General features: G+C 43.2%; 22 protein-coding genes and 1 pseudogene. 4 read left to right on the plus strand and 19 right to left on the minus strand.

The genetic code is table 11. The features are described from left to right. Nucleotides 1–48: 48 nt before the first annotated feature. Nucleotides 49–438, plus strand: a complete 390-nt coding sequence (locus NSS60_RS09910; RefSeq protein WP_004891245.1) for a DUF7147 family protein — start codon at nt 49–51, stop codon at nt 436–438. A gap of 38 nt (nt 439–476) precedes the next feature. On the opposite strand, the gene NSS60_RS09915 is transcribed toward NSS60_RS09910, so the two are convergent. From NSS60_RS09915 to NSS60_RS09945, 7 genes and pseudogenes are all read right to left on the minus strand, one after another. Continuing rightward, nucleotides 477–743, minus strand: a complete 267-nt coding sequence (locus NSS60_RS09915) for a YlbG family protein (protein ID WP_004891246.1) — start codon at nt 741–743, stop codon at nt 477–479. Nucleotides 744–762: 19 nt separating this feature from the next. Then, the gene (locus NSS60_RS09920) at nt 763–1,212 is read right to left on the minus strand and encodes a YlbF family regulator (protein WP_004891247.1); all 450 of its coding nucleotides are present in this window, start codon (nt 1,210–1,212) and stop codon (nt 763–765) included. Nucleotides 1,213–1,283: 71 nt separating this feature from the next. Continuing rightward, nucleotides 1,284–1,652, minus strand: a complete 369-nt coding sequence (locus NSS60_RS09925; protein ID WP_004891249.1) for a hypothetical protein — start codon at nt 1,650–1,652, stop codon at nt 1,284–1,286. Between the two features lie 45 nt (nt 1,653–1,697). After that, on the minus strand, nt 1,698–1,940 hold the full coding sequence (locus NSS60_RS09930; RefSeq protein WP_004891251.1) for a YlbE-like family protein: 243 nt from the start codon (nt 1,938–1,940) through the stop codon (nt 1,698–1,700). Between the two features lie 11 nt (nt 1,941–1,951). After that, the gene (locus NSS60_RS09935; RefSeq protein WP_004891253.1) at nt 1,952–2,281 is read right to left on the minus strand and encodes a YlbD family protein; all 330 of its coding nucleotides are present in this window, start codon (nt 2,279–2,281) and stop codon (nt 1,952–1,954) included. Nucleotides 2,282–2,346: 65 nt separating this feature from the next. Continuing rightward, entirely contained in the window at nt 2,347–3,357 is a 1,011-nt protein-coding gene (locus NSS60_RS09940; protein ID WP_340720814.1) for a CAP domain-containing protein, read from the minus strand. Between the two features lie 99 nt (nt 3,358–3,456). Next, nucleotides 3,457–3,570 (minus strand): annotated as a pseudogene (locus NSS60_RS09945) (CBS domain-containing protein); the annotation flags it as partial. A gap of 131 nt (nt 3,571–3,701) precedes the next feature. On the opposite strand from NSS60_RS09945, the gene NSS60_RS09950 reads away from it, so the two are divergent. Beyond that, entirely contained in the window at nt 3,702–4,061 is a 360-nt protein-coding gene (locus tag NSS60_RS09950; protein WP_004891257.1) for a YugN family protein, read from the plus strand. 6 nt (nt 4,062–4,067) lie between these two features. On the opposite strand, the gene NSS60_RS09955 is transcribed toward NSS60_RS09950, so the two are convergent. The 8 genes from NSS60_RS09955 to cyoE all read right to left on the minus strand — a co-directional run bounded on the left by NSS60_RS09955 (nt 4,068) and on the right by cyoE (nt 10,795). Next, the gene (locus NSS60_RS09955; protein ID WP_064214022.1) at nt 4,068–4,328 is read right to left on the minus strand and encodes an Asp23/Gls24 family envelope stress response protein; all 261 of its coding nucleotides are present in this window, start codon (nt 4,326–4,328) and stop codon (nt 4,068–4,070) included. Nucleotides 4,329–4,444: 116 nt separating this feature from the next. Next, nucleotides 4,445–4,909 (minus strand): DUF420 domain-containing protein, encoded by a 465-nt coding sequence (locus NSS60_RS09960; RefSeq protein ID WP_064214023.1) that lies wholly within the window; start codon nt 4,907–4,909, stop codon nt 4,445–4,447. Between the two features lie 33 nt (nt 4,910–4,942). Further along, nucleotides 4,943–5,800: a cytochrome c oxidase assembly factor CtaG gene (gene ctaG, locus NSS60_RS09965; RefSeq protein ID WP_004891264.1), complete on the minus strand. Its 858-nt coding sequence runs from the start codon at nt 5,798–5,800 to the stop codon at nt 4,943–4,945. A gap of 83 nt (nt 5,801–5,883) precedes the next feature. Next, the gene (gene ctaF / locus NSS60_RS09970; protein ID WP_004891266.1) at nt 5,884–6,216 is read right to left on the minus strand and encodes a cytochrome c oxidase subunit IVB; all 333 of its coding nucleotides are present in this window, start codon (nt 6,214–6,216) and stop codon (nt 5,884–5,886) included. Nucleotides 6,217–6,220: 4 nt separating this feature from the next. Further along, on the minus strand, nt 6,221–6,841 hold the full coding sequence (ctaE, locus tag NSS60_RS09975) for a cytochrome c oxidase subunit III (protein ID WP_004891267.1): 621 nt from the start codon (nt 6,839–6,841) through the stop codon (nt 6,221–6,223). Further along, the gene (ctaD, locus tag NSS60_RS09980) at nt 6,841–8,709 is read right to left on the minus strand and encodes a cytochrome c oxidase subunit I (RefSeq protein WP_340720815.1); all 1,869 of its coding nucleotides are present in this window, start codon (nt 8,707–8,709) and stop codon (nt 6,841–6,843) included. Before ctaD ends, ctaE begins: the two co-directional genes overlap by 1 nt. 29 nt (nt 8,710–8,738) lie before the next feature. Further along, a complete protein-coding gene (gene coxB, locus NSS60_RS09985; RefSeq protein WP_004891270.1) occupies nt 8,739–9,803 on the minus strand; it encodes a cytochrome c oxidase subunit II in 1,065 nt (354 codons plus the stop codon). A gap of 86 nt (nt 9,804–9,889) precedes the next feature. Then, complete coding sequence (gene cyoE / locus NSS60_RS09990; RefSeq protein ID WP_064220835.1) at nt 9,890–10,795, minus strand: heme o synthase; 906 nt, start codon at nt 10,793–10,795, stop codon at nt 9,890–9,892. Nucleotides 10,796–11,183: 388 nt separating this feature from the next. Between cyoE and NSS60_RS09995 the strand changes: the two genes are divergently transcribed. Beyond that, nucleotides 11,184–12,131 (plus strand): COX15/CtaA family protein, encoded by a 948-nt coding sequence (locus NSS60_RS09995; RefSeq protein WP_004891272.1) that lies wholly within the window; start codon nt 11,184–11,186, stop codon nt 12,129–12,131. Between the two features lie 24 nt (nt 12,132–12,155). On the opposite strand, the gene pyc is transcribed toward NSS60_RS09995, so the two are convergent. The 3 genes from pyc to NSS60_RS10010 form a co-directional block, all read right to left on the minus strand. Further along, nucleotides 12,156–15,596, minus strand: coding sequence for a pyruvate carboxylase (gene pyc / locus NSS60_RS10000; protein ID WP_340720816.1), 3,441 nt, complete (start codon nt 15,594–15,596; stop codon nt 12,156–12,158). Between the two features lie 65 nt (nt 15,597–15,661). Continuing rightward, the gene (locus NSS60_RS10005; protein WP_004891275.1) at nt 15,662–16,855 is read right to left on the minus strand and encodes an FtsW/RodA/SpoVE family cell cycle protein; all 1,194 of its coding nucleotides are present in this window, start codon (nt 16,853–16,855) and stop codon (nt 15,662–15,664) included. 75 nt (nt 16,856–16,930) lie between these two features. Then, nucleotides 16,931–17,221, minus strand: coding sequence for a YlaN family protein (locus tag NSS60_RS10010; RefSeq protein ID WP_004891276.1), 291 nt, complete (start codon nt 17,219–17,221; stop codon nt 16,931–16,933). Nucleotides 17,222–17,361: 140 nt separating this feature from the next. Between NSS60_RS10010 and NSS60_RS10015 the strand changes: the two genes are divergently transcribed. Next, on the plus strand, nt 17,362–17,856 hold the full coding sequence (locus tag NSS60_RS10015; protein WP_340720817.1) for a peptidyl-prolyl cis-trans isomerase: 495 nt from the start codon (nt 17,362–17,364) through the stop codon (nt 17,854–17,856). A gap of 23 nt (nt 17,857–17,879) precedes the next feature. On the opposite strand, the gene NSS60_RS10020 is transcribed toward NSS60_RS10015, so the two are convergent. Beyond that, nucleotides 17,880–19,211 carry a PhoH family protein gene (locus NSS60_RS10020; RefSeq protein ID WP_004891279.1) on the minus strand — a complete coding sequence of 444 codons (1,332 nt, stop codon included), beginning with the start codon at nt 19,209–19,211 and terminating at the stop codon, nt 17,880–17,882. Nucleotides 19,212–19,278 lie beyond the last annotated feature (67 nt).

The following is a 19,278-nucleotide window of genomic DNA, read 5'->3' on the forward strand; positions in this document are numbered from 1 at the left end:
ACGTGTTAAAGTAAATGAGGGAATACAACATAAAGTGAGGGAATGGTGATGATTCAACGTTTTATTGAATTAGGGGAAGGATATTCTGACATTTATGAGTTAATTGAAATTGCGAAATCAAACCGTCATCGTTTATCGGGTTTGTTTGCTTTTCATACGATGAAAGACGGCAAGGCGCTCACGTCGTTCGTCGTCGTGCTTCATCCGACAGATCCTGGCGACTTTCAACCGCTATACATTTGCCGTGAAGGCATTCCACACCCTTCTGTGAAAGTGACAAAACGATATGAGTTGTTCCTCGATTTAGCGAAGGAACTGAATCAAGAAATCATTCATTTGGACGTCAAACCGTCTAACTTTTTTGCGGACTTACAATTGTACTATCAGCATCTAATCGGCATTATGCGCATGAATCGATTTATTCCGCCACTACAGTAAGAAAAGCGAAAAGGATGTCAGCGATTGACATCCTTTTTTTATATGCCGTATTCGTATTCTCTCTCTTTGTCTGCTTTTGATTCGAATTCCACTTTCACATACGGGCGATATGAAGGTTCGACGCGTTTAACAAACGGAAGCGAAGCGAGTTTTCGCATCGTCTCTTCTGCTTCGTCCATATTGCAATATAAAACGGCGTATTTTAACCGTTTCGATACGTAATGAACGTTTCCGTATTTCCGCAACTGTTTACTATGTTTTAACGAATACAGCCAAACGATAATGCCTTGACGCATTGGAAACATAAAAATCCCATCCCCTTTTTCACTTCGTCCGACAGCCACACGCACCGCCAGATCCGCATCCTCCACCGCAAGATAAAGAATCGAAATACGGATTTCCTGTCGGCACTTTAATGTTTTCAGATACGGCGCGACCGATCATCGTGCTAATTTCATCTAACAGCGACTGCATGTCTTTTTCTGCTTGTTTAAACGCGGCAATCGGACCGTGTAAATCCAGTTCGCGTTTTGCCTCACGCACTTGCTTTGTGACTTCTTTGTAGTCTGGATGATATTTGCCAAAACGCTGCACCTCTTCGTACCGTTCTTTTAGCTGAACGAACCGGCGAATAAGTTGCTGCGCTTTTTCATCTTGTTGCATATGATAAAAACAGCGACGGTATTCCTCCGCCACGTCTGATTCGACAATCATTTTGCCAAGCTCTTCAGCAAAGTCTAACAACTGTAATCGTTCGATCGTTGCTACAATCACGAGCAACACCTCCACAACGGTATCATAACATGATTTCGCCAACAAAACAAATAAGTCTGGTTGCCCCAGACTTATGAAATCGTCACCGTAAATTCATGTGAGATGTTATATTTACTTGCATCGTTATGGACAAGTTCCAACCGAATCGCATGTTTTCCAACGGGCAACCCCCGAATGACAAAAGCCGCCGTTGTCGTTTCGCCCACTCGTTTCCCGTTCACGTAAATGTATATGCGTCCTTGTCCGTCTTTTTTCGGATGCGTTCCTTTTGTAAACGTAAACTGATCGACAATACATTCGACAAATACGTTATTTCCTTTGACGAGATGTTTCACAAATAACGTTTGTTTTTGCTCAGCAAAAACGATTGTGCTGTCGTGATGAACATACGTAGAAAACAAAAGCGCAATACATAAAAAAAAGAAGCGCAACACTTTCACCGTCCTTTCATTTTGTTTATAAGTGATAGTGTTTGCGTTTCTCGCTTAATTATGAGTGTCTTTCATCAGTTTCATCATCGCCATCATCATTTTAGCCATTTCAACCGTTTGAACGACTTGTTCGACTTTATGCGGCAACGTTTGTTTATAATAGTGACGCGCTTGTTTTTCCATTTCTTTCACATCCATCGGACGTCTTGCTAATCGCCGATACCATATCGGTTGCTCGCGTAAAAATTGATGAAGCTTCGGCTTTGCTACAATGTATTCGTATACGTCTTTTCTCATCGCCTATCTCCTTAATCTTTTCGAAACGAAAACGGATCTTTTTTCGTCTGCTGCATTTGGCGGACGACTTCTTGGATGGATGCGATCGCTTGTTGAACGTTTGCAATGTACGTTTGAAGTTCATTAACATCAAGTTGTTTGACGTAACTGGCTAGCTTTTGCATCAAATCCCCTTGATCTTGTTTGACATCGCTTGGGCGATATTCGTCCCACATGTCATCGTCTTCGCCAAACACGTACCAATCGTTATATAACTCTTTCCACGTCTTTTTCCCTTGGCGCACCTCTTCAATCAGTTTCGGATGGTTTTTCACAAACTGTTTAAATTGTTCGATGGACATATCGGTCGCTCCTTCCTTGTTTGTTTGCCTATCATATATTACGACCGAACAGCCAATGCGTGCGCCTATTTTGGCTCAGAAAAAGGGCGAATAAAGTTTTGCGTATAATGACGTTTATATACACCAACGCCTAAATGCGTCAACTCAGCATTTAACAACGTTTGCCGATGACTACGGCTGTTAAGCCACGCTTCGACAACCGCCGGTCCATCGACATATTCCGAGGCGATATTTTCTCCCGCTAATTCAAAACGAACGTTTGCTTTCGTCAACCGCTGTTGTAAATCTCCGTTCGTTGGCGATTCGTGCGCAAAAAAATCATTTTCTGCCATATCTTTACTATGTCCGTACGCCACTTCCGCCACGCGCTCATCCCATGTAAGCGGTGGAACACCGTGACGAATGCGCATGACGTTTGTAATCTCAAAAATTTGTTGTGCATTTGCTTGCTCGACTTGTTTTTCGAGCGTTTCATCCATTTCTATGCTCGGTAACGGACCACGATATTCAAGTTCATATGGACGAAGCTTCACTAACGTTTCTCCGTCGACCCAGCGAATGCTTGATAATTTGCCGGTAAAACGATCAATATACAATTGTACGTAAACGTCGTCAAACGAAAGAAGCGGTTGAATGAGTAAATCTTCTTCTGTCAATTGAAAGCGATATACGCCATCGTCCAGTTGCACATGAATTGTATCGTGAAGCGGCATCGTTTGTAATAGTTCGTTAATCGAGCGATCGAACTGAAACGGTGCAACGTTGACTTTCGGTCCACACGCATAAATTGTGACAACCCGTCCGTCAACAATACCGATTTGCATATACGTTTTCGGGTCGTTATATACCCACCATACGTAACCGTAAGCGGACGGATCGATACGTGCTGGTTGTCCGAATGTTTGTCTCACTTCTTCTTCCGTCTTGCCAATCCACGCCCCTAACCCTTCTGCAACAATTTTCTCGCTCGTTTGTTCACTCATGATCGATGTATCATTTAGCGGGGCTTGTTCATTAGTTGGAAAAAAAGAAAAAATAAAAATAAAGATCGTAATTAGAGCAATGATCCAACGCATCCATCATTCTCCCTTAGCTGTTGATACTTCCATTATATACAGCTTGTCTGCATTGCAACACTAAAAAATAAAGGCTACGCAAAAAACATAGCCCTCATTCATCGGAATAGCACCGACGTTATAATCGCGCATTTTTACCGCTGCTTCGTACATATTATCGAGCGGTGTACAACATTCGACTTCTGTTGTCATCATTTCTTTTACTTTTGGCATGTGCATCTCTCCTTTCACACATTAGTTTCACCAAAATCGAAACAATTATAAAGCTCGTCATTGAAAGTTATGCGCTTTCGTACTATCATTAATGGAGGAATGTTTTATTTTACATAAGGGGGACTTAAACGATGCGCTTCGAAAATACAGGTATTGAAAATCAAACAGCGCCATTAACACGTTTAGATGACTTAATGGAAAGCCTCGGCTTCGTACGTGCCGGTCAATGGGATTACGAACGTGTCACATATGACCGCAAATTTGAAATTAAAAATGACGTCTTTTATTTACGTGTGCAAGGTTATGCGATTGAAGGAGACGTTGGTGGTCGCCATGCGGTCATTAAACTGATGAAGCCGTTGCTTGGCAAGTATTATTATCCACATGGTGTCGAATATGGTGAGGGAGAGAACTTCCCTTCATCATTAGTAAACCAATGTGAAGCTCTTTTAGCAAAAGTGAAAGAAGGTCTTGCAACTATAAACGCATGAGCGCGCTCATGCGTTTTTTCCGTCAATGAGACGACGGACGTACAGGTGAACAGAAACAACCTCTTTTCCTGTCATGTCGTATATGTCATCGATCACTTGTTTTTGAATACGTTCACATAAGGTGAGCATATTGCCATGCAGCTTGACAGAAATGGTCATGGAAATCGTCAATCGGTTTTGTCGTTCATACACGTTCACTTCTTCTAATATGACATGATCAAACGGTTGTACACTCATCGCAACAATCGTTATAACGGGTTTATGCATATCCATCCCCCACACTAAAATCAAAGCAGATGCCGCTTCGTCGTTCAAAATATTTATGTTTTGATGCCATTACTTTATGATACAAATGATAAAGAGGGTGAATGCCCACCCTCTTTTTAAAATCCTAAAATGGCTTTAATGACCGATGTCGTTTCACCGCCGCGGTAAAATACGTATAACAACAAATACACAACAACGCCTGTTGTCGCGGTGAAAAACCAAACGATGCTTGTTATCGGACCGAGCTTTTTATGGCGTACCCAATTTTTTTTCACCGCGGAAAGCAACGTGACAATGCCGAACACCGCGCCGGCAGTCGCTAAAAAAATGTGAAAAAACAAAAAGAGTGTGTAGTAAATTTTCAAATGATCCGGTCCACCAAAGCTTGTATTTCCAATGAAAATCGTACGTGATAAATAAATGATGAAAAATGCTAGTGCGAAAGCGGCCGCAAGCCACATCGTTTTTTCATGCTTCTTCACTTGCTTTTGGCGAATAAAATACCAGCCGACTGCTACAAGGATAGCACTAATGACGATAAAGCTTGTACTAATCGTAGGTAAAATCGGTAACGAACCCATCGTATTCCCTCTCCTATTTGATCATTTTGTCGTCTAAACAGCCACGTGTTCTTCATCTCTTTCTTTTCGATACCATTCAATAAAAATGAAAAATAACATAACCCCATACACAATTTCTTGAATAATTTTCATTAAAACGCCACCGAGCTGTTGATCGTGTAACAGAGACATCGAGCTAAACATTTCCGGTCCGCTCAATTCAAGTGACGCTAATGTCGTTTGCGGCACACAAAGCGCTAACGCGTTCATCCAGGCAGCTGGATCGTAATATGTGGCATACAACGGTGTATCGGCGAAAATAATAAGCGCACAAGCAGGTGTAAGCAATACACCATCAGCGAAAATATAACCAACTTTTTTCACACCCGATAATCTCGGAAAACCATGAACGTCGTTCACAAGTGGCCACCACATCATCATCGCCGCAATAAAAATAGCTGTCGTCATGAGCGCGTGAAGCCACATATTTGTTTTCACAACATCGAAAATAAGCGGCACGTGATATAGCGAAAAAATGCCATTAAACAAAAATAACGCAATTAACGGTTTTGTGAAAAACGTAAACATTGAACGGACGATGCGCATGCGAAATAACGCTTCAAACATCCACGACGGAATGCCTTTAATAAGTAGCGGCGGCACCATTAAATAAAGAACAGCCATTTGCGTCATATGCGCACTAAACATTAAATGACCTAACAAATCGACAGGAGAACCTTTACAAATATAAAGCAAAACAATCGCAGTCACAAACAACGTTTTTTGTTTCGTCGTCGTTTGTTCTTTTGAGCGATTGACAAGCCAAAAATAAACGATCGTCACAGCGACTAAAAAAATAAAAAAGTATGGACTCCACATCGCTTCAAAACCAAATATACTTAACGGCATCATACTCACCTCGCTTTTTTTCCAACTTTATTATACTACAAACGTAACAAACGTGAAAAGAAAAGAAGCTAGCCAATGCTAGCTTCTTAAATCCAGACGACTGTTAAAAACGCCCAAATCGTAATAAACGCCACGGCTACCCCGCCGTACAAGAAAAGCGCTGGAAGTTCATGCCCTTTATGGCTCATATGCATGAAGTAATATAGCTGGAAAATGACTTGCACGACCGCTAACAATAAAATGAACGGTACAGAAAACCAAGCGGAAAATCCTTCATATCCAACCGCAAAAAAGGCGATAAGCGTTAAAAAGATCATTAACGTAAACGAAATGATTTGATGTTTCATTTCTTCCGCATTTTTTTTGCGGCGATATTGTACATCTACTTTTGGGTTTTGTACATGTGTATGATTTGCCATACAATCACCCCACCATTCCCATTAAGTATACGACCGTGAAAATGAACACCCAAACGACGTCGATAAAGTGCCAATATAAGCTGGCAACGTAAAACTTCGGTGCATTATATAAGTTTAACCCGCGTTTCGCATTGCGAATCATTAACGTTAAAATCCAAAGTAAACCAAATGCGACGTGGGCACCGTGCGTACCAACAAGCGTATAAAACGCTGAAGAAAAGGCGCTTGTTGAAAACTTAAATCCTTCATGTACGTATTCTGTAAACTCGTAAATTTCAAGCGCTAAGAAGCCGGCGCCAAGCAATACGGTAATGCCGAGCCAAAGCTGCATTTTTTTAAAGTCAAAGTTGCGCATATGATGCATCGCATATACGCTCGTTAAACTGCTCGTTAAAAGCAACATCGTCGCTAAAAAGACGATCGGCATTTGGAACAATTCTTTTGCAGACGGACCGCCTGCGACAGAATCCTTCAACGCTAAATATGTGGCGAAGAGAGAGGCGAACAATACCGTCTCTCCGCCGAGGAAAAACCAAAAACCTAAAAACTTATTTTTCCCTTCAAGGGTCGCTTTTTCAGGCTCTGCCGGGAACGTCTCCGGCGTTAATTTTTCTTCCACATGCATTATGCCCCAGCCCCCTTCTTCTCTGCTTCCATTACTTCTTCTTTAGGAATATGGAAGCCGTGGTCATCAATAATTGAACGGAAGAACATCGCACCGAGCGTAATGAGCAAGCCGAATACGCCAACTGGTGTTCCCCACGCATGATCTTGATGGAACAAGAAACCGAATGCGGCTACAAATAAGCCGAGCGAAATAACAAACGGCAAAATCGACGGATTTGGCATATGAATATCGCCAAGCGGTTCTGCTGGTGTTAAGCCTTTTTTGCCTTCCATTTTTTCAATCCAATATGCGTCTAAACCACGCACAAGTGGTGTTTGGGCAAAGTTGTATTCTGGCGCTGGTGAAGATACTGCCCATTCCAACGTACGGCCATCTTCCCATGGATCGTTGCCAACGCGTTTTCCTTTTACTGTTGTGATGACAACATTTGCTAATAACACGATTGTACCTGCTGCCATGAAAAATGCACCGACTGTACTAATCATGTTTCCTGTTTCAAATCCTTGACCAGGTAAGAATGTGAATACGCGACGAGGCATTCCCATTAAGCCAAGGAAATGTTGAATGAAGAATGTTAAATGGAAACCAGTGAAGAACAACCAGAATGTCACTTTTCCTAATTTTTCATCTAACATTTTACCGAACATTTTTGGCCACCAGTAGTGAGCACCTGCAAGTAGTGCGAATACAACCCCACCGACGATAACGTAGTGGAAGTGCGCAACGACGAAATAGCTATCGTGATATTGATAGTCTGCCGCAGCTGCTGCGTTCATAACCCCTGTCACTCCACCGATGACGAACGACGGAATAAACGCAATGGCATACATCATTGGTGTTGTAAAGCGAATGCTTCCGCCCCATATCGTAAACAACCAGTTGAAAATTTTAATTCCTGTAGGAACGGCAATTGCCATTGTCGCAACCGCAAAGATGGCGTTCGCAATTGGACCCATACCGACCGTAAACATATGGTGCGCCCACACCATGAATCCTAAAAATCCGATCAACACCGTTGCAAATACCATCGATGAATAGCCGAATAAACGTTTACGTGAAAACGTCGCAAAAATTTCAGAGAAAATACCGAACGCTGGCAATACGAGAATGTATACTTCTGGGTGACCGAAAATCCAGAACAAGTGCTCCCAAATGATCGTATTTCCACCAAGCGCTGGATCAAAGAAGTTTCCACCGAACAAACGGTCCATCATCATGAAAATTAAACCGACTGTTAATGGTGGGAACGCGAATAAAATAAGCGCAGATGTGACAAACGTCGCCCATGTAAACATCGGCATGCGCATATATGTCATTCCCGGTGCGCGCATGTTGATGATTGTCACAAGGAAGTTAATTCCACCGATTAACGTTCCGAGACCGGAAATTTGTAAACCTAATACGTAAAAGTCGATCCCGTGTGTTGGTGATGCAAGCGATAATGATGCATACGATGTCCAACCAGCATCAGGTGCGCCACCTAAAAACCATGATAAGTTTAAAAACACACCACCGAAGAAAAATAACCAAAATCCAAGCGCATTTAAAAACGGAAACGCAACGTCACGCGCGCCGATTTGAATCGGTACAACCGCGTTCATCATCGCAAACACGAGCGGCATCGCCGCAAGGAAAATCATTGTCGTTCCGTGCATCGTTAACACTTCATTGTAAAACCCTGCGCTAATGAAGTCGTTGTTTGGCACGGCGAGCTGAATGCGAATAATCATCGCTTCTAAACCGCCAAGCAAGAAGAAGAATCCGCCGGCGATTAAGTACAAAATCGCAATCTTTTTATGGTCTACTGTCGTTAAGTAGTCCCAAATGACTGCGCCGACACCTTTTTTCCGAGCTAACGTACTCACAGTTTAACCTCCCTTTATCGATAATCCCCTTACTCAACAGATAATGTCATTAAGTATTTTGTTAATGCTTCTAACTCTTCATCAGACAATGCTGGATAAGTATCTGTCATTTTATTGCCTGGCTTAATTTTCTCTGGATCTTTTAGCCAAGCTTTTAAGTTTTCTTCGTTATGTTCTAAAATGCCAGCAATGCGAGAACGATCTGCAAAGTTGCCTAAGTTTGGCGCAAGGCGAGCTTGCTCTGGACGACCATCAATTGGTGTGACAGCATGACAGCCAATACAGCTTTTGTTGAAAATTTCTTCCCCTCGTTGCACAACTGGATCTGTTGAAGCAACAGGTTTAGCATTTTTCATTTTTTCTACCCATTGATCAAACTCCGCACGAGGAAGCGCTTTTACTTTAAAGTCCATTAAAGCGTGTGACGGGCCGCAAAGCTCCGCACATTTTCCGTAAAATAGACGTCCTGCCTCTTCGGCGCGTTTTTCATCAAATGTGAGGAAAAATTGGTTTGTGTTATCTGTATTTGTGTCCATTTTTCCTCCGACAGCTGGAATCCAGAACGAGTGTTTAACGTCAGACGCTTTTAAGTTGAAATACACACGTTCATCTGTTGGAACGACTAAATCTTGGCTTGTAATAATGCCGTAATCTGGATACTCAAACTCCCACCAGTACAAGTTCGCACGAACGTTGACGACAACGACGTCGCGTTCTTTTTTGTTCATCGGTTTTACATCCGCAAGCTCAAACGTGTATAAAACCGTTGGAACAGCTAAAATGATTAGCAAAATAATCGGAATAACTGTCCAAATAATTTCAAGCGTATGGCTTCCTTCCACTTGCTTTGGAATTTTGTTTTCCTCCCCTTTACGACGACGGAAGCGAGTCACAACGTAAAGGAAAATGATTGTTACAACCGCAATGACGATGACCATGATGGCCGTGCTGAGCAGCATAAGGTTGTACTGCATGTCAGCTACTTCTCCTGCTGGTTGAAGCGTCGATAAAAACGGCTTACCGCAACCAGCTAGCAAAAGCGCCATGGCGGATACAAGAGAAACCAAGCGCCAATTTCGTAGCCACTTTTTCATAGCCTAATCAAACCCCTCTTTCGATTATGAAATAAAGTGAAATATATACATTCTTTCTTTACAAAAAGAAAGAATTGTAAACCTCTTTAATCAATTGTTACGATCACCATTGTGACAAACAAAATCGTTAAATAGTTGAGCGAATAAATAAACATCCATTTCGCCCATTTCATATCGTCTTTCATTTTAAAACCAGCTAGTCCGAGCGCTAGCCAACCAACGTTCAACAACGTGGCAATCACCAAAAACGGAACGCCTAATGAAAATAAGTAAAATGGAAGTGGTAAAAGCGCTACAATCCAAATGATGATTTGCCGCTTCGTCATCGCAAATCCGTGAACGACAGGAAGCATCGGAATGCCTGCTGCGCGATACTCTTCACATCGCTTCATCGCCAGCGCTAAAAAGTGCGGCGGTTGCCATAAAAACATAAGCAAAAATAAAATGACAGGAACGATATGGAAAGAGTCATCGACCGCCGTCCAACCGATCACAGGCGGGACAGCACCTGAAATGCTTCCGATAACGGTATTGAACGTATTGCTTCGCTTAGACCACATCGTATATAAAAAGACGTACGTCACAACGCCAATGAGTCCGATCACTGCGGCGGTGACAGTTGTCATAAGCAAGCTTAACGTGCCGATAGCAATGAGAAACACGCCAAACCAGAGCACGCGCTTTGGTTCCATGCTTCCGCTTACCGTCGGACGATTTTTCGTCCGCTCCATTAAGTGATCGATGTCGCGATCAATAAAGTTATTTAATGCGCACGAACCTGCAATGACAAGGGCAGATCCAATAAGCGCAAAAAACACGATATGCAAATTGCTTAAAAACCCTTTTCCGGTAAAATGAAGGGCTAACCAAAGTCCCGTAAATGTCGTAATTAAATTGGAATTGACGATGCCAATTTTAACGACTGCCAACACATCTTTTAAAACACCTGTTTGTATTTTTGTCGGTTTGACATCTTCGACTACATCCGCCATCTGCCGCCACTCCTCTCTTATGCCTTTGAAGGCGTTTCCAATCTATACACGATAACGATATGTCGTCTCTGTATATTAAAGCACATTTCTTCGTCAAATTGTGAACTTTTTTTGTCTTAATTGTGTCGAATTTGTGTCAAAATGAGATTGTTACGATGAAAACGTTGAAAAATAACTGCATTTATATTTCTAGCAAACTCCGCACAAATATTCAACCACATTTGCAACGATTGCTATGTTGTAAAATAATAAAACTTTGCGCTTTTCGGCATTTTCCGCTAATATGAGGTTAGAATTTCTTCACACGTATTTCACATTTTTCACATTTATTATACAGTTTTTACTAGATATTTGCTAGATCAAATTTCGCATTAAGGAAGTGGATACATTGCAACGGCTTTTGAAATGGTTTGCGGTAGCGACAACAATCGGCATGCTTTTCGTTTTAATTGGCGGCGCACTCGTCACAAAAACAGGCTCAGGCATGGGGTGCGGTCGTTCGTGGCCGCTTTGTCACGGACAACTCATCCCATCTAACATTACGGCTGAGCTTTTAATTGAATTAAGCCACCGTGTTGTCTCTGGCGTCGTTGGGTTGATGGTACTTATTTTATCCATTTGGGCTTGGAAAGCGATCGGTCATATTCGTGAAACGAAGTTTTTGGCGATCGTGTCGTTCGTGTTTCTCGTCTTGCAAGGACTCATCGGCGCTGCCGCGGTCGTATGGGGCCAATCGGACGTTGTGCTAGCGCTTCATTTTGGCATTTCGCTCATTTCATTTGCGGCCGTCTTTTTATTGACGTTGTTTATTTTTGAAGTCGATAAAAAATTTGATGCCGCGTCCGTCGTGCTTGATCGTACGATGAAATTTCATATTTACGGCATTATTGCGTATTGCTATATCGTCGTATATACAGGCGCGCTCGTTCGTCATAAGCAGGCGAGCTTAGCTTGTCCAAGCTGGCCGTTTTGCGCACAAACAAGGTTCTTCCCAACCCAATTACATGAATGGGTGCAAATGGGTCACCGCTTCGCCGCGGGATTATTATTTATTTGGATTTTCATAGCGACGATATATGCGATGAAACGATATAAACAACAGCCAATTATGTATTGGGGCTGGCTGATTGCGTTCGTTCTTGTCAGCTGCCAAGTCGCAACAGGGGCGCTCGTCGTCTTTACAGAGTTGAACTTATACATCGCCTTAGCACATGCGTTTTTTATTTCCTGTTTGTTCGGTGTGTTAAGTTACTTTGTGCTACTGGCAACGCGCAGTCAAAAACAAGAAGATGCGCCGCAACGATCGAACGTCATTCCGTCTGCCGTATTAAAATAAAAGAACGAGGGATCCCTCGTTCTTTTATTTTTCGGCTAATTCAATTAATAAATCTCCCGTTTGAATCGCGTCGCCACCTTGGACGTAAATGTCTTTTACAACACCTGAAAACGGTGCTTGAACGGTCGTTTCCATTTTCATCGCTTCGGTAATCATTAAATGGTCGCCTTTTTTCACTTTTTCCCCTTTTTCAACGAGCACTTTTACAACCGTCCCTGGCATCGTTGCAGCAATATGGTTCGGATTGTTACGATCCGCTTTTACACGCGAAACGACAGTTGTCTTAATGCTGTCGTCTTTAATGACGATTTCGCGCGGCTGGCCGTTTAGTTCGAAGTAAACGACTCTCGTTCCGTCCGCCTGTGGTTGACCGATGGCAACAAGCTTGACGATTAACGTTTTTCCTTTTTCAATTTCAACTTCAATTTCTTCGCCAAGGCGCATGCCGTATAAAAACGTCGGTGTATCTAAAACAGATACGTCGCCAAACTGTTCAACGGTGCGGGCGTATTCGACAAACACTTTCGGATAAAGCGCATACGCTAACACGTCGTAGTCGGTCACTTCGCGTTGAACGATATGATATAACTCTTCGCGCAACTTCTCAAAGTCGACCGGCTCTAACAGCTCGCCCGGACGAACGGTAATCGGTTCGCGCCCTTTTAAAATAATACGCTGCAACGTTTCTGGGAATCCGCCGTGCGGCTGACCGAGATATCCTTCAAACAGTTCAACAACCGAATCAGGAAAATCAAGCGTCTCCCCGCGTTCGTAAATGTCTTGTTCGGTTAAATTGTTTTGCACCATATATAGCGCCATATCACCGACAACTTTCGATGACGGTGTCACTTTGACAATATCGCCAAACATGTCGTTGACGCGGCGGTACATTTCTTTTACTTCATCCCAACGATCTCCTAAACCGACCGCTTTCGCTTGTTGTTGCAAATTGCTATATTGTCCGCCTGGCATTTCGTGCATATACACTTCCGTATGCGGTGCGTTCATGCCGCTTTCAAAGTCGGCGTAATATTTGCGCACATCTTCCCAATAGCGCGACAGTTTTTCAAGCGATGTAATATTGACTTCGGGCGCGCGCTCCGTTCCTTCTAGCGCATAATAAAGCGTGTTGGCGCTCGGCTGTGACGTTAAACCGGCCATCGCACTTACCGCTACGTCGACAATATCGACTCCCGCTTCGATCGCTTTAGCATACGTATAAATGCCGTTTCCGCTTGTGTCGTGCGTATGCAAATGAATCGGAATGTCGACGACTTCTTTCAAAGCAGAAATAAACGTATAGGCAGCTTGCGGCTTTAATAGCCCTGCCATATCTTTAATCGCTAAAATGTGAGCGCCAGCTTGTTCAAGCTCTTTCGCTAAGTTTTTATAGTAGTCGAGGTTGTATTTTGTGCGCGCCGGATCGAAAATATCGCCCGTATAACAAATGGCTGCTTCCGCCACTTTTCCAGATTGACGTACTGCATCAATCGCAACCGTCATTCCTTTGACCCAGTTTAAGCTATCGAAAATGCGGAATACGTCAATGCCCGCTTCGGCTGATTTCGCAACAAACTCGCGAATGACGTTATCTGGATAGTTTTTATACCCAACGGCATTGGAAGCGCGAAGCAACATTTGAAACAGGATGTTTGGAATTTTTTCACGCAATTGAATGAGGCGCTCCCACGGGTCTTCTTTTAAAAAGCGATATGAGACATCAAACGTCGCCCCGCCCCACATTTCCATCGAAAATAGTTGCGACCATAAGCGTGCGGTCGGCTCAGCGATGCGCAACAAGTCGTTTGTGCGCACGCGCGTTGCTAAAAGCGATTGATGGGCGTCACGAAACGTCGTATCTGTCAACAGCACTCGGTTTTGCTCTTTAATCCATTGGACGAGCCCGTCAGCTCCGCGCTCATCTAAAATTTGTTTCGTCCCTTTCGGCATCGGTTCGATATAGCTCACTTTCGGGATGCGAGGAGGGTCAAAGATCGGCTTTTTCTTTTTTCCGATGCCCGGAAATCCGTTTACAGTTACTGTTCCGATATACGATAACAATTTCGTACCACGGTCTTTTCGTTTTGGGAAAATAAACAGCTCTGGCGTCGTATCAATAAACGATGTATCATATTCCCCTGTTAAAAACTTCGGATGTTGCACGACGTTTTCTAAAAACGGAATGTTCGTTTTTATGCCGCGAATGCGGAACTCACGCAAGTTGCGCAACATTTTCGCCGCCGCTTGTTCAAACGTTAATGCCCATGTCGTCACTTTCACTAACAGCGAATCGTAATACGGGGTAATGACCGCCCCTTGAAAGCTATTTCCTGCGTCTAAACGAACGCCGAAACCGCCGCCTGAGCGATACGCCATAATTTTCCCTGTATCTGGCATAAAGTTATTTAGCGGATCTTCTGTTGTGACGCGCGCCTGAATCGCATAGCCGTGAACAAAAATGTGCTCTTGCTTTGGAATACCAACTTTTTCGCTATGTAACGCATACCCTTCCGCAATTAAAATTTGCGATTGAACGATATCGATGCCGGTAATCATTTCGGTAATCGTATGTTCAACTTGAATGCGCGGGTTTACTTCAATGAAATAAAATTCATCGCCAGAAACGAGAAATTCGACCGTTCCTGCGTTCACATATTGCACGTTTTTCATAAGTTTGACTGCCGCTTCACAAATTTCTTCGCGAAGCTCCTTCGAAAGTGACACGCTTGGCGCCACTTCGACCACTTTTTGATGGCGACGCTGCACCGAACAATCTCGGTCGTATAAGTGAACGATATTGCCGTATGCATCACCTAAAATTTGTACTTCAATATGTTTTGGACGTTCGATTAATTTTTCGACATACACGTCGTCGCTACCAAATGCCGCTTTCGCCTCTGATTTGGCGCGCTCGTACGCTTCCTTCACTTCCGCTTGCGAACGAACGATGCGCATGCCGCGACCGCCGCCGCCTAACGCAGCTTTAATGATCATCGGATAACCGTATGTCTCACCAAAGCGCAACACGTCCTCCAAGCTTTGCACAGGGCCATCGCTTCCCGGAATGACCGGAATGCCCGCTTGTTTCGCTTGGTGGCGCGCTTTTACTTTATCGCCGAACATATCTAAATGTTGTTGGCGCGGTCCGATAAAAATGATACCCTCCTCTTCACATCGTTTCGCAAATTCGATGTTTTCCGATAAAAAGCCGTATCCCGGATGAATTGCATCAACATCATGCATTTTAGCAATTTCGATGATCCCTTCGATGTCTAAATAAGCTTCAATCGGCTTTTTTCCTTCTCCAACTAAATACGCTTCATCCGCTTTGTAGCGATGGTACGATCCAGCATCTTCGCGCGAGTAAATGGCAACAGTGCGAATGCCAAGCTCGTTGCACGCACGAAACACGCGAATCGCAATTTCCCCACGGTTTGCAACAAGTACTTTTTGAATACGCCTCATTATGCATCCTCCCCCTGTCGTTCATAATAAAAACTATAACGAATTTTCTGTATTTGTAAATAGGATTACGAAAAAGAAACGTGATTTTTTTGAATATTGTTTTGTTTTTCTGTTTTGTATTTTTCGTAGTTTGCGACAGCGGAAATGTTGGCAAGCACTCCCACAGACATCATAAGTAAAACGAGCGAAGAACCGCCGTAGCTGACAAACGGAAGCGGCACCCCTGTAAGCGGGATAATACCTGTCACCCCACCGAGATTGATGGACGCTTGAATGCCGATCATTGCGGAAATACCGATAGCTAATAAACTGCCGAACGCATCTGGACATCTCCTTGCAATGACAAAGCCGCGCAATACGATAAACGATAGTAAAATAAGGACGAATGAAACGCCGAATAAACCAAGCTCCTCTGCGATGACTGCCATAATAAAGTCGGTATGCGCTTCTGGCAAATAGCCGTATTTTTGAATGCCTTGTCCAAGACCGAGACCTTTTAGTCCCCCGTTTGCGATTGCGAAATATGAGTTAATGAGTTGATATCCTTCTTTTTGTGCGTATGCAAACGGATCTAAAAAGCTGTACAGCCGCGCCTTGCGCACTTCAGTAAAAACTTTGTCATATATGAACGGAAGGGATAAGAGAAAAACAATCCCGAATAATACGCCTTGTTTAATTAATAGCCATTTGCTTGTTGCTGATGAAAGTATGATTGTTAAACAAATCGCAACGATAATGAGCATTGTTCCAGCGTCTGGTTGAAGAAAAACAAGCAAGCAAATAAACAGCATGTAATAAATCGGAAAAAGCACCTCTTGCGGCGATGTTTGTAGCTTTTTTTGTTTGTTTGCAAGCACCCCGCTTAAATATACAATTAAGCCAATTTTCGCAAACTCTGCGGGCTGAACGTTAACCGGACCTAGTTTAATCCAACTTGTCGCATTGTTTGCTGTATGTCCAAACAAAAGGACGTAAATGAGCGGCAAAGGCATAACAAAAAAAACGAATTGCAAAAACTTTTTGCGCGCATAATGTTTATACGGAACAAATGCAGTGAATAAAAACATGCATGCACCGATGATCCACGCCCATTTTTGTTTTTGGAAAAAATAATCACTCGCCGTATGAAAACGGACGACCGCTGTAATCATGCTTGCGCTATATACCATGATAAGCCCAAACAACGACAATAACATGACAGCGATGATTAACGGATAATCATGATATTTCAGAAACGTTTTCAAGCGCATTCGCCCCATCTTCCTTTTCATTTTCTTACTTTGCATTGTACTACAAAACAGAAAAAACCCAAACGAAATTCGTTTGAGTTTTTGTCATTTTTTCTTTTTTTTCGTGCACGCTTCATGCAATGCCGAAAGCTCCCGCTCAAGTCGGTCTAAAATCGCCTTCCCGTCTTTTTCATCGACAAGCCCTAAGCGGACCGCAAAGTCAATTTCACGGGATAGCCCGAACATTTGCGTATCTAGCACTTCTTCATAAAGCGGACATTGCGGCATCGTTAAATGATCCATTTGCACTTGAATCAGCTTCACAATTTTCTCCGCATCCGCTTGCAATAACGAATAGGCTCTTTCTCGAAAGTTTATCGCCACTTCAGGCGTCACGTTGACCCCTCCGTTCCGTACGTTCCTGTCTTTTCATCTTATCGTGAATACGAGAAAAATGCAAGCATCACGCCTCGGACGATTCGTTTTACAAACAAGCGCTTTCATCATATAATGAAAGGCAGATAGGGGGAATAAACATGGTCATCGTCATCAAGGGAAACGTCAAATTTACGATTACACTCGACCCGAGCGTGTGGATTTTTGACGATCGCAAAGTAGATGTACATACTTATTTTACACGCCATCCAGAAATAGAACAACGAGAAGACAGCGACGACATTCAAAAAATTTCAGCATATTGGGATCGCGAAATTCAAGAAGGAGCTGTGTCGCCTCCGACGTTGCAAACCGAAAAGCAATTTGAAAAAGAAAAAATATTAACAGGCACGTTCGGCATGCCGTTCGCCCCGTTTTTGCGCAATGCAGAGCCGAACGAGAATGCTACAAAGGTCGTGATCATCACAGAAAACGGCGATACGACGATTTCACTTGCTGAAGCTTACGAGTTGTTATTATGTTTTTCAAAAGACGGCAAACCACTCAAAGAAGATGGACCTGTCCATATTTATTTCGGCGACGGCTCGAACCGCGACAATCCGATCACACACGTGCGGGCGTTTATCGTCGAGTAAAAAGAGGCGCTTCGCCTCTTTTCTTATAAAAGATCGGCGGCAAGCTGCGCAAGCGATGACCGTTCGCCTTTAATGAGCCGCACGTGCCCAGCCACTTTTTGTTCTTTAAATTTTTCAACGACGTATGTGAGCCCATTATTGTATTCATCTAAATACGGATGATCAATTTGGGCAGGATCACCCATTAATACAATTTTACTTCGTTCCCCGACGCGCGTTAAAATTGTTTTCACTTCATGTTTCGTTAAGTTTTGTGCCTCATCAATAATAATAAACTGCTCTGGAATGCTTCTGCCGCGTATATACGTAAGCGCCTCGACTTCAATCGACCCCATGCCTGATAAAATCGCATCGAGTTCTCCCGGTTTTTTTGTATCAAATAAAAAGTGTAAGTTGTCGAAAATCGGTTGCATCCACGGCCTTAACTTTTCTTGTTTCTCGCCTGGCAAATAGCCGATATCTTTGCCGACAGGCACGATCGGACGAGCGACAAGCAATTTTTTATATAGCCGCATATCTTCTGTCTGCATCAGTCCTGCCGCTAACGCAAGCAGCGTCTTTCCTGTCCCAGCTTTTCCGATCAGCGTCACAAGCGGGATGTCGGTGCGAAGCAACAATTCACATGCCATCGTTTGCTGTACATTGCGCGGGCGAATGCCCCAGATGTGATCGTAATGAAATACAAGTTTGCGCACTTTTTTCCCGGTATGGTCAACGATGCCAAGCGCCGATGACGAACCGCCAAGCGCGTCTTTCATAATAATAAACTGATTCGGATAAAACGGGTGGTTTGTAATTTCCGCTAGCACAAGCTCACCTTTTTCATAAAAGCGTGACAAATGCTCCGGACTTATGTACAAATCTAAAAATCCGGTATAAATATGGTCGACTTCAACGACGCGATCGCTTAAAAAATCTTCCGCTTCTAGTCCAATCGCATCTGCCTTGACGCGCACGAGCGCATCTTTACTCACTAAAATAACCGGGCGACCGTTTTCTTTCGTTTGTTCTTCAAGCAATAAATTTTTCGCAACCGCTAAAATGCGATTGTCGTTCGTTTTTTCAACAAAAATTTCTTGCAGCTGCTGAAAGGAGCGATGGTTTAATTCAATGCGCAACACCCCACCGTTATCAAGCGGGATTTTTTCATGGAGTTTGCCGTTTTGGCGCAATTGATCAATAAGTTTGGACACTTGGCGCGCGTTTCTCCTTACTTCGTCCATATATCGCTTTTTTGAGTCCACTTCTTCTAACACGACACCCGGGATGACAACTTCATTATCTTGAAAGGAAAAAATGGAATACGGATCTTGCAAAAGAACGTTTGTATCTAATACGTATATTTTTTTGCCCACGTTTTCTCCCTCTTGACGACCGTCGTTGGACGGGATTGTTGTTTATATATATGAACAGGCGTATAAA

Source organism: Anoxybacillus sp. FSL W8-0382 (genome assembly GCF_038003845.1).
Taxonomy (GTDB): Bacteria; Bacillota; Bacilli; order Bacillales; family Anoxybacillaceae; genus Anoxybacillus; species Anoxybacillus flavithermus_G.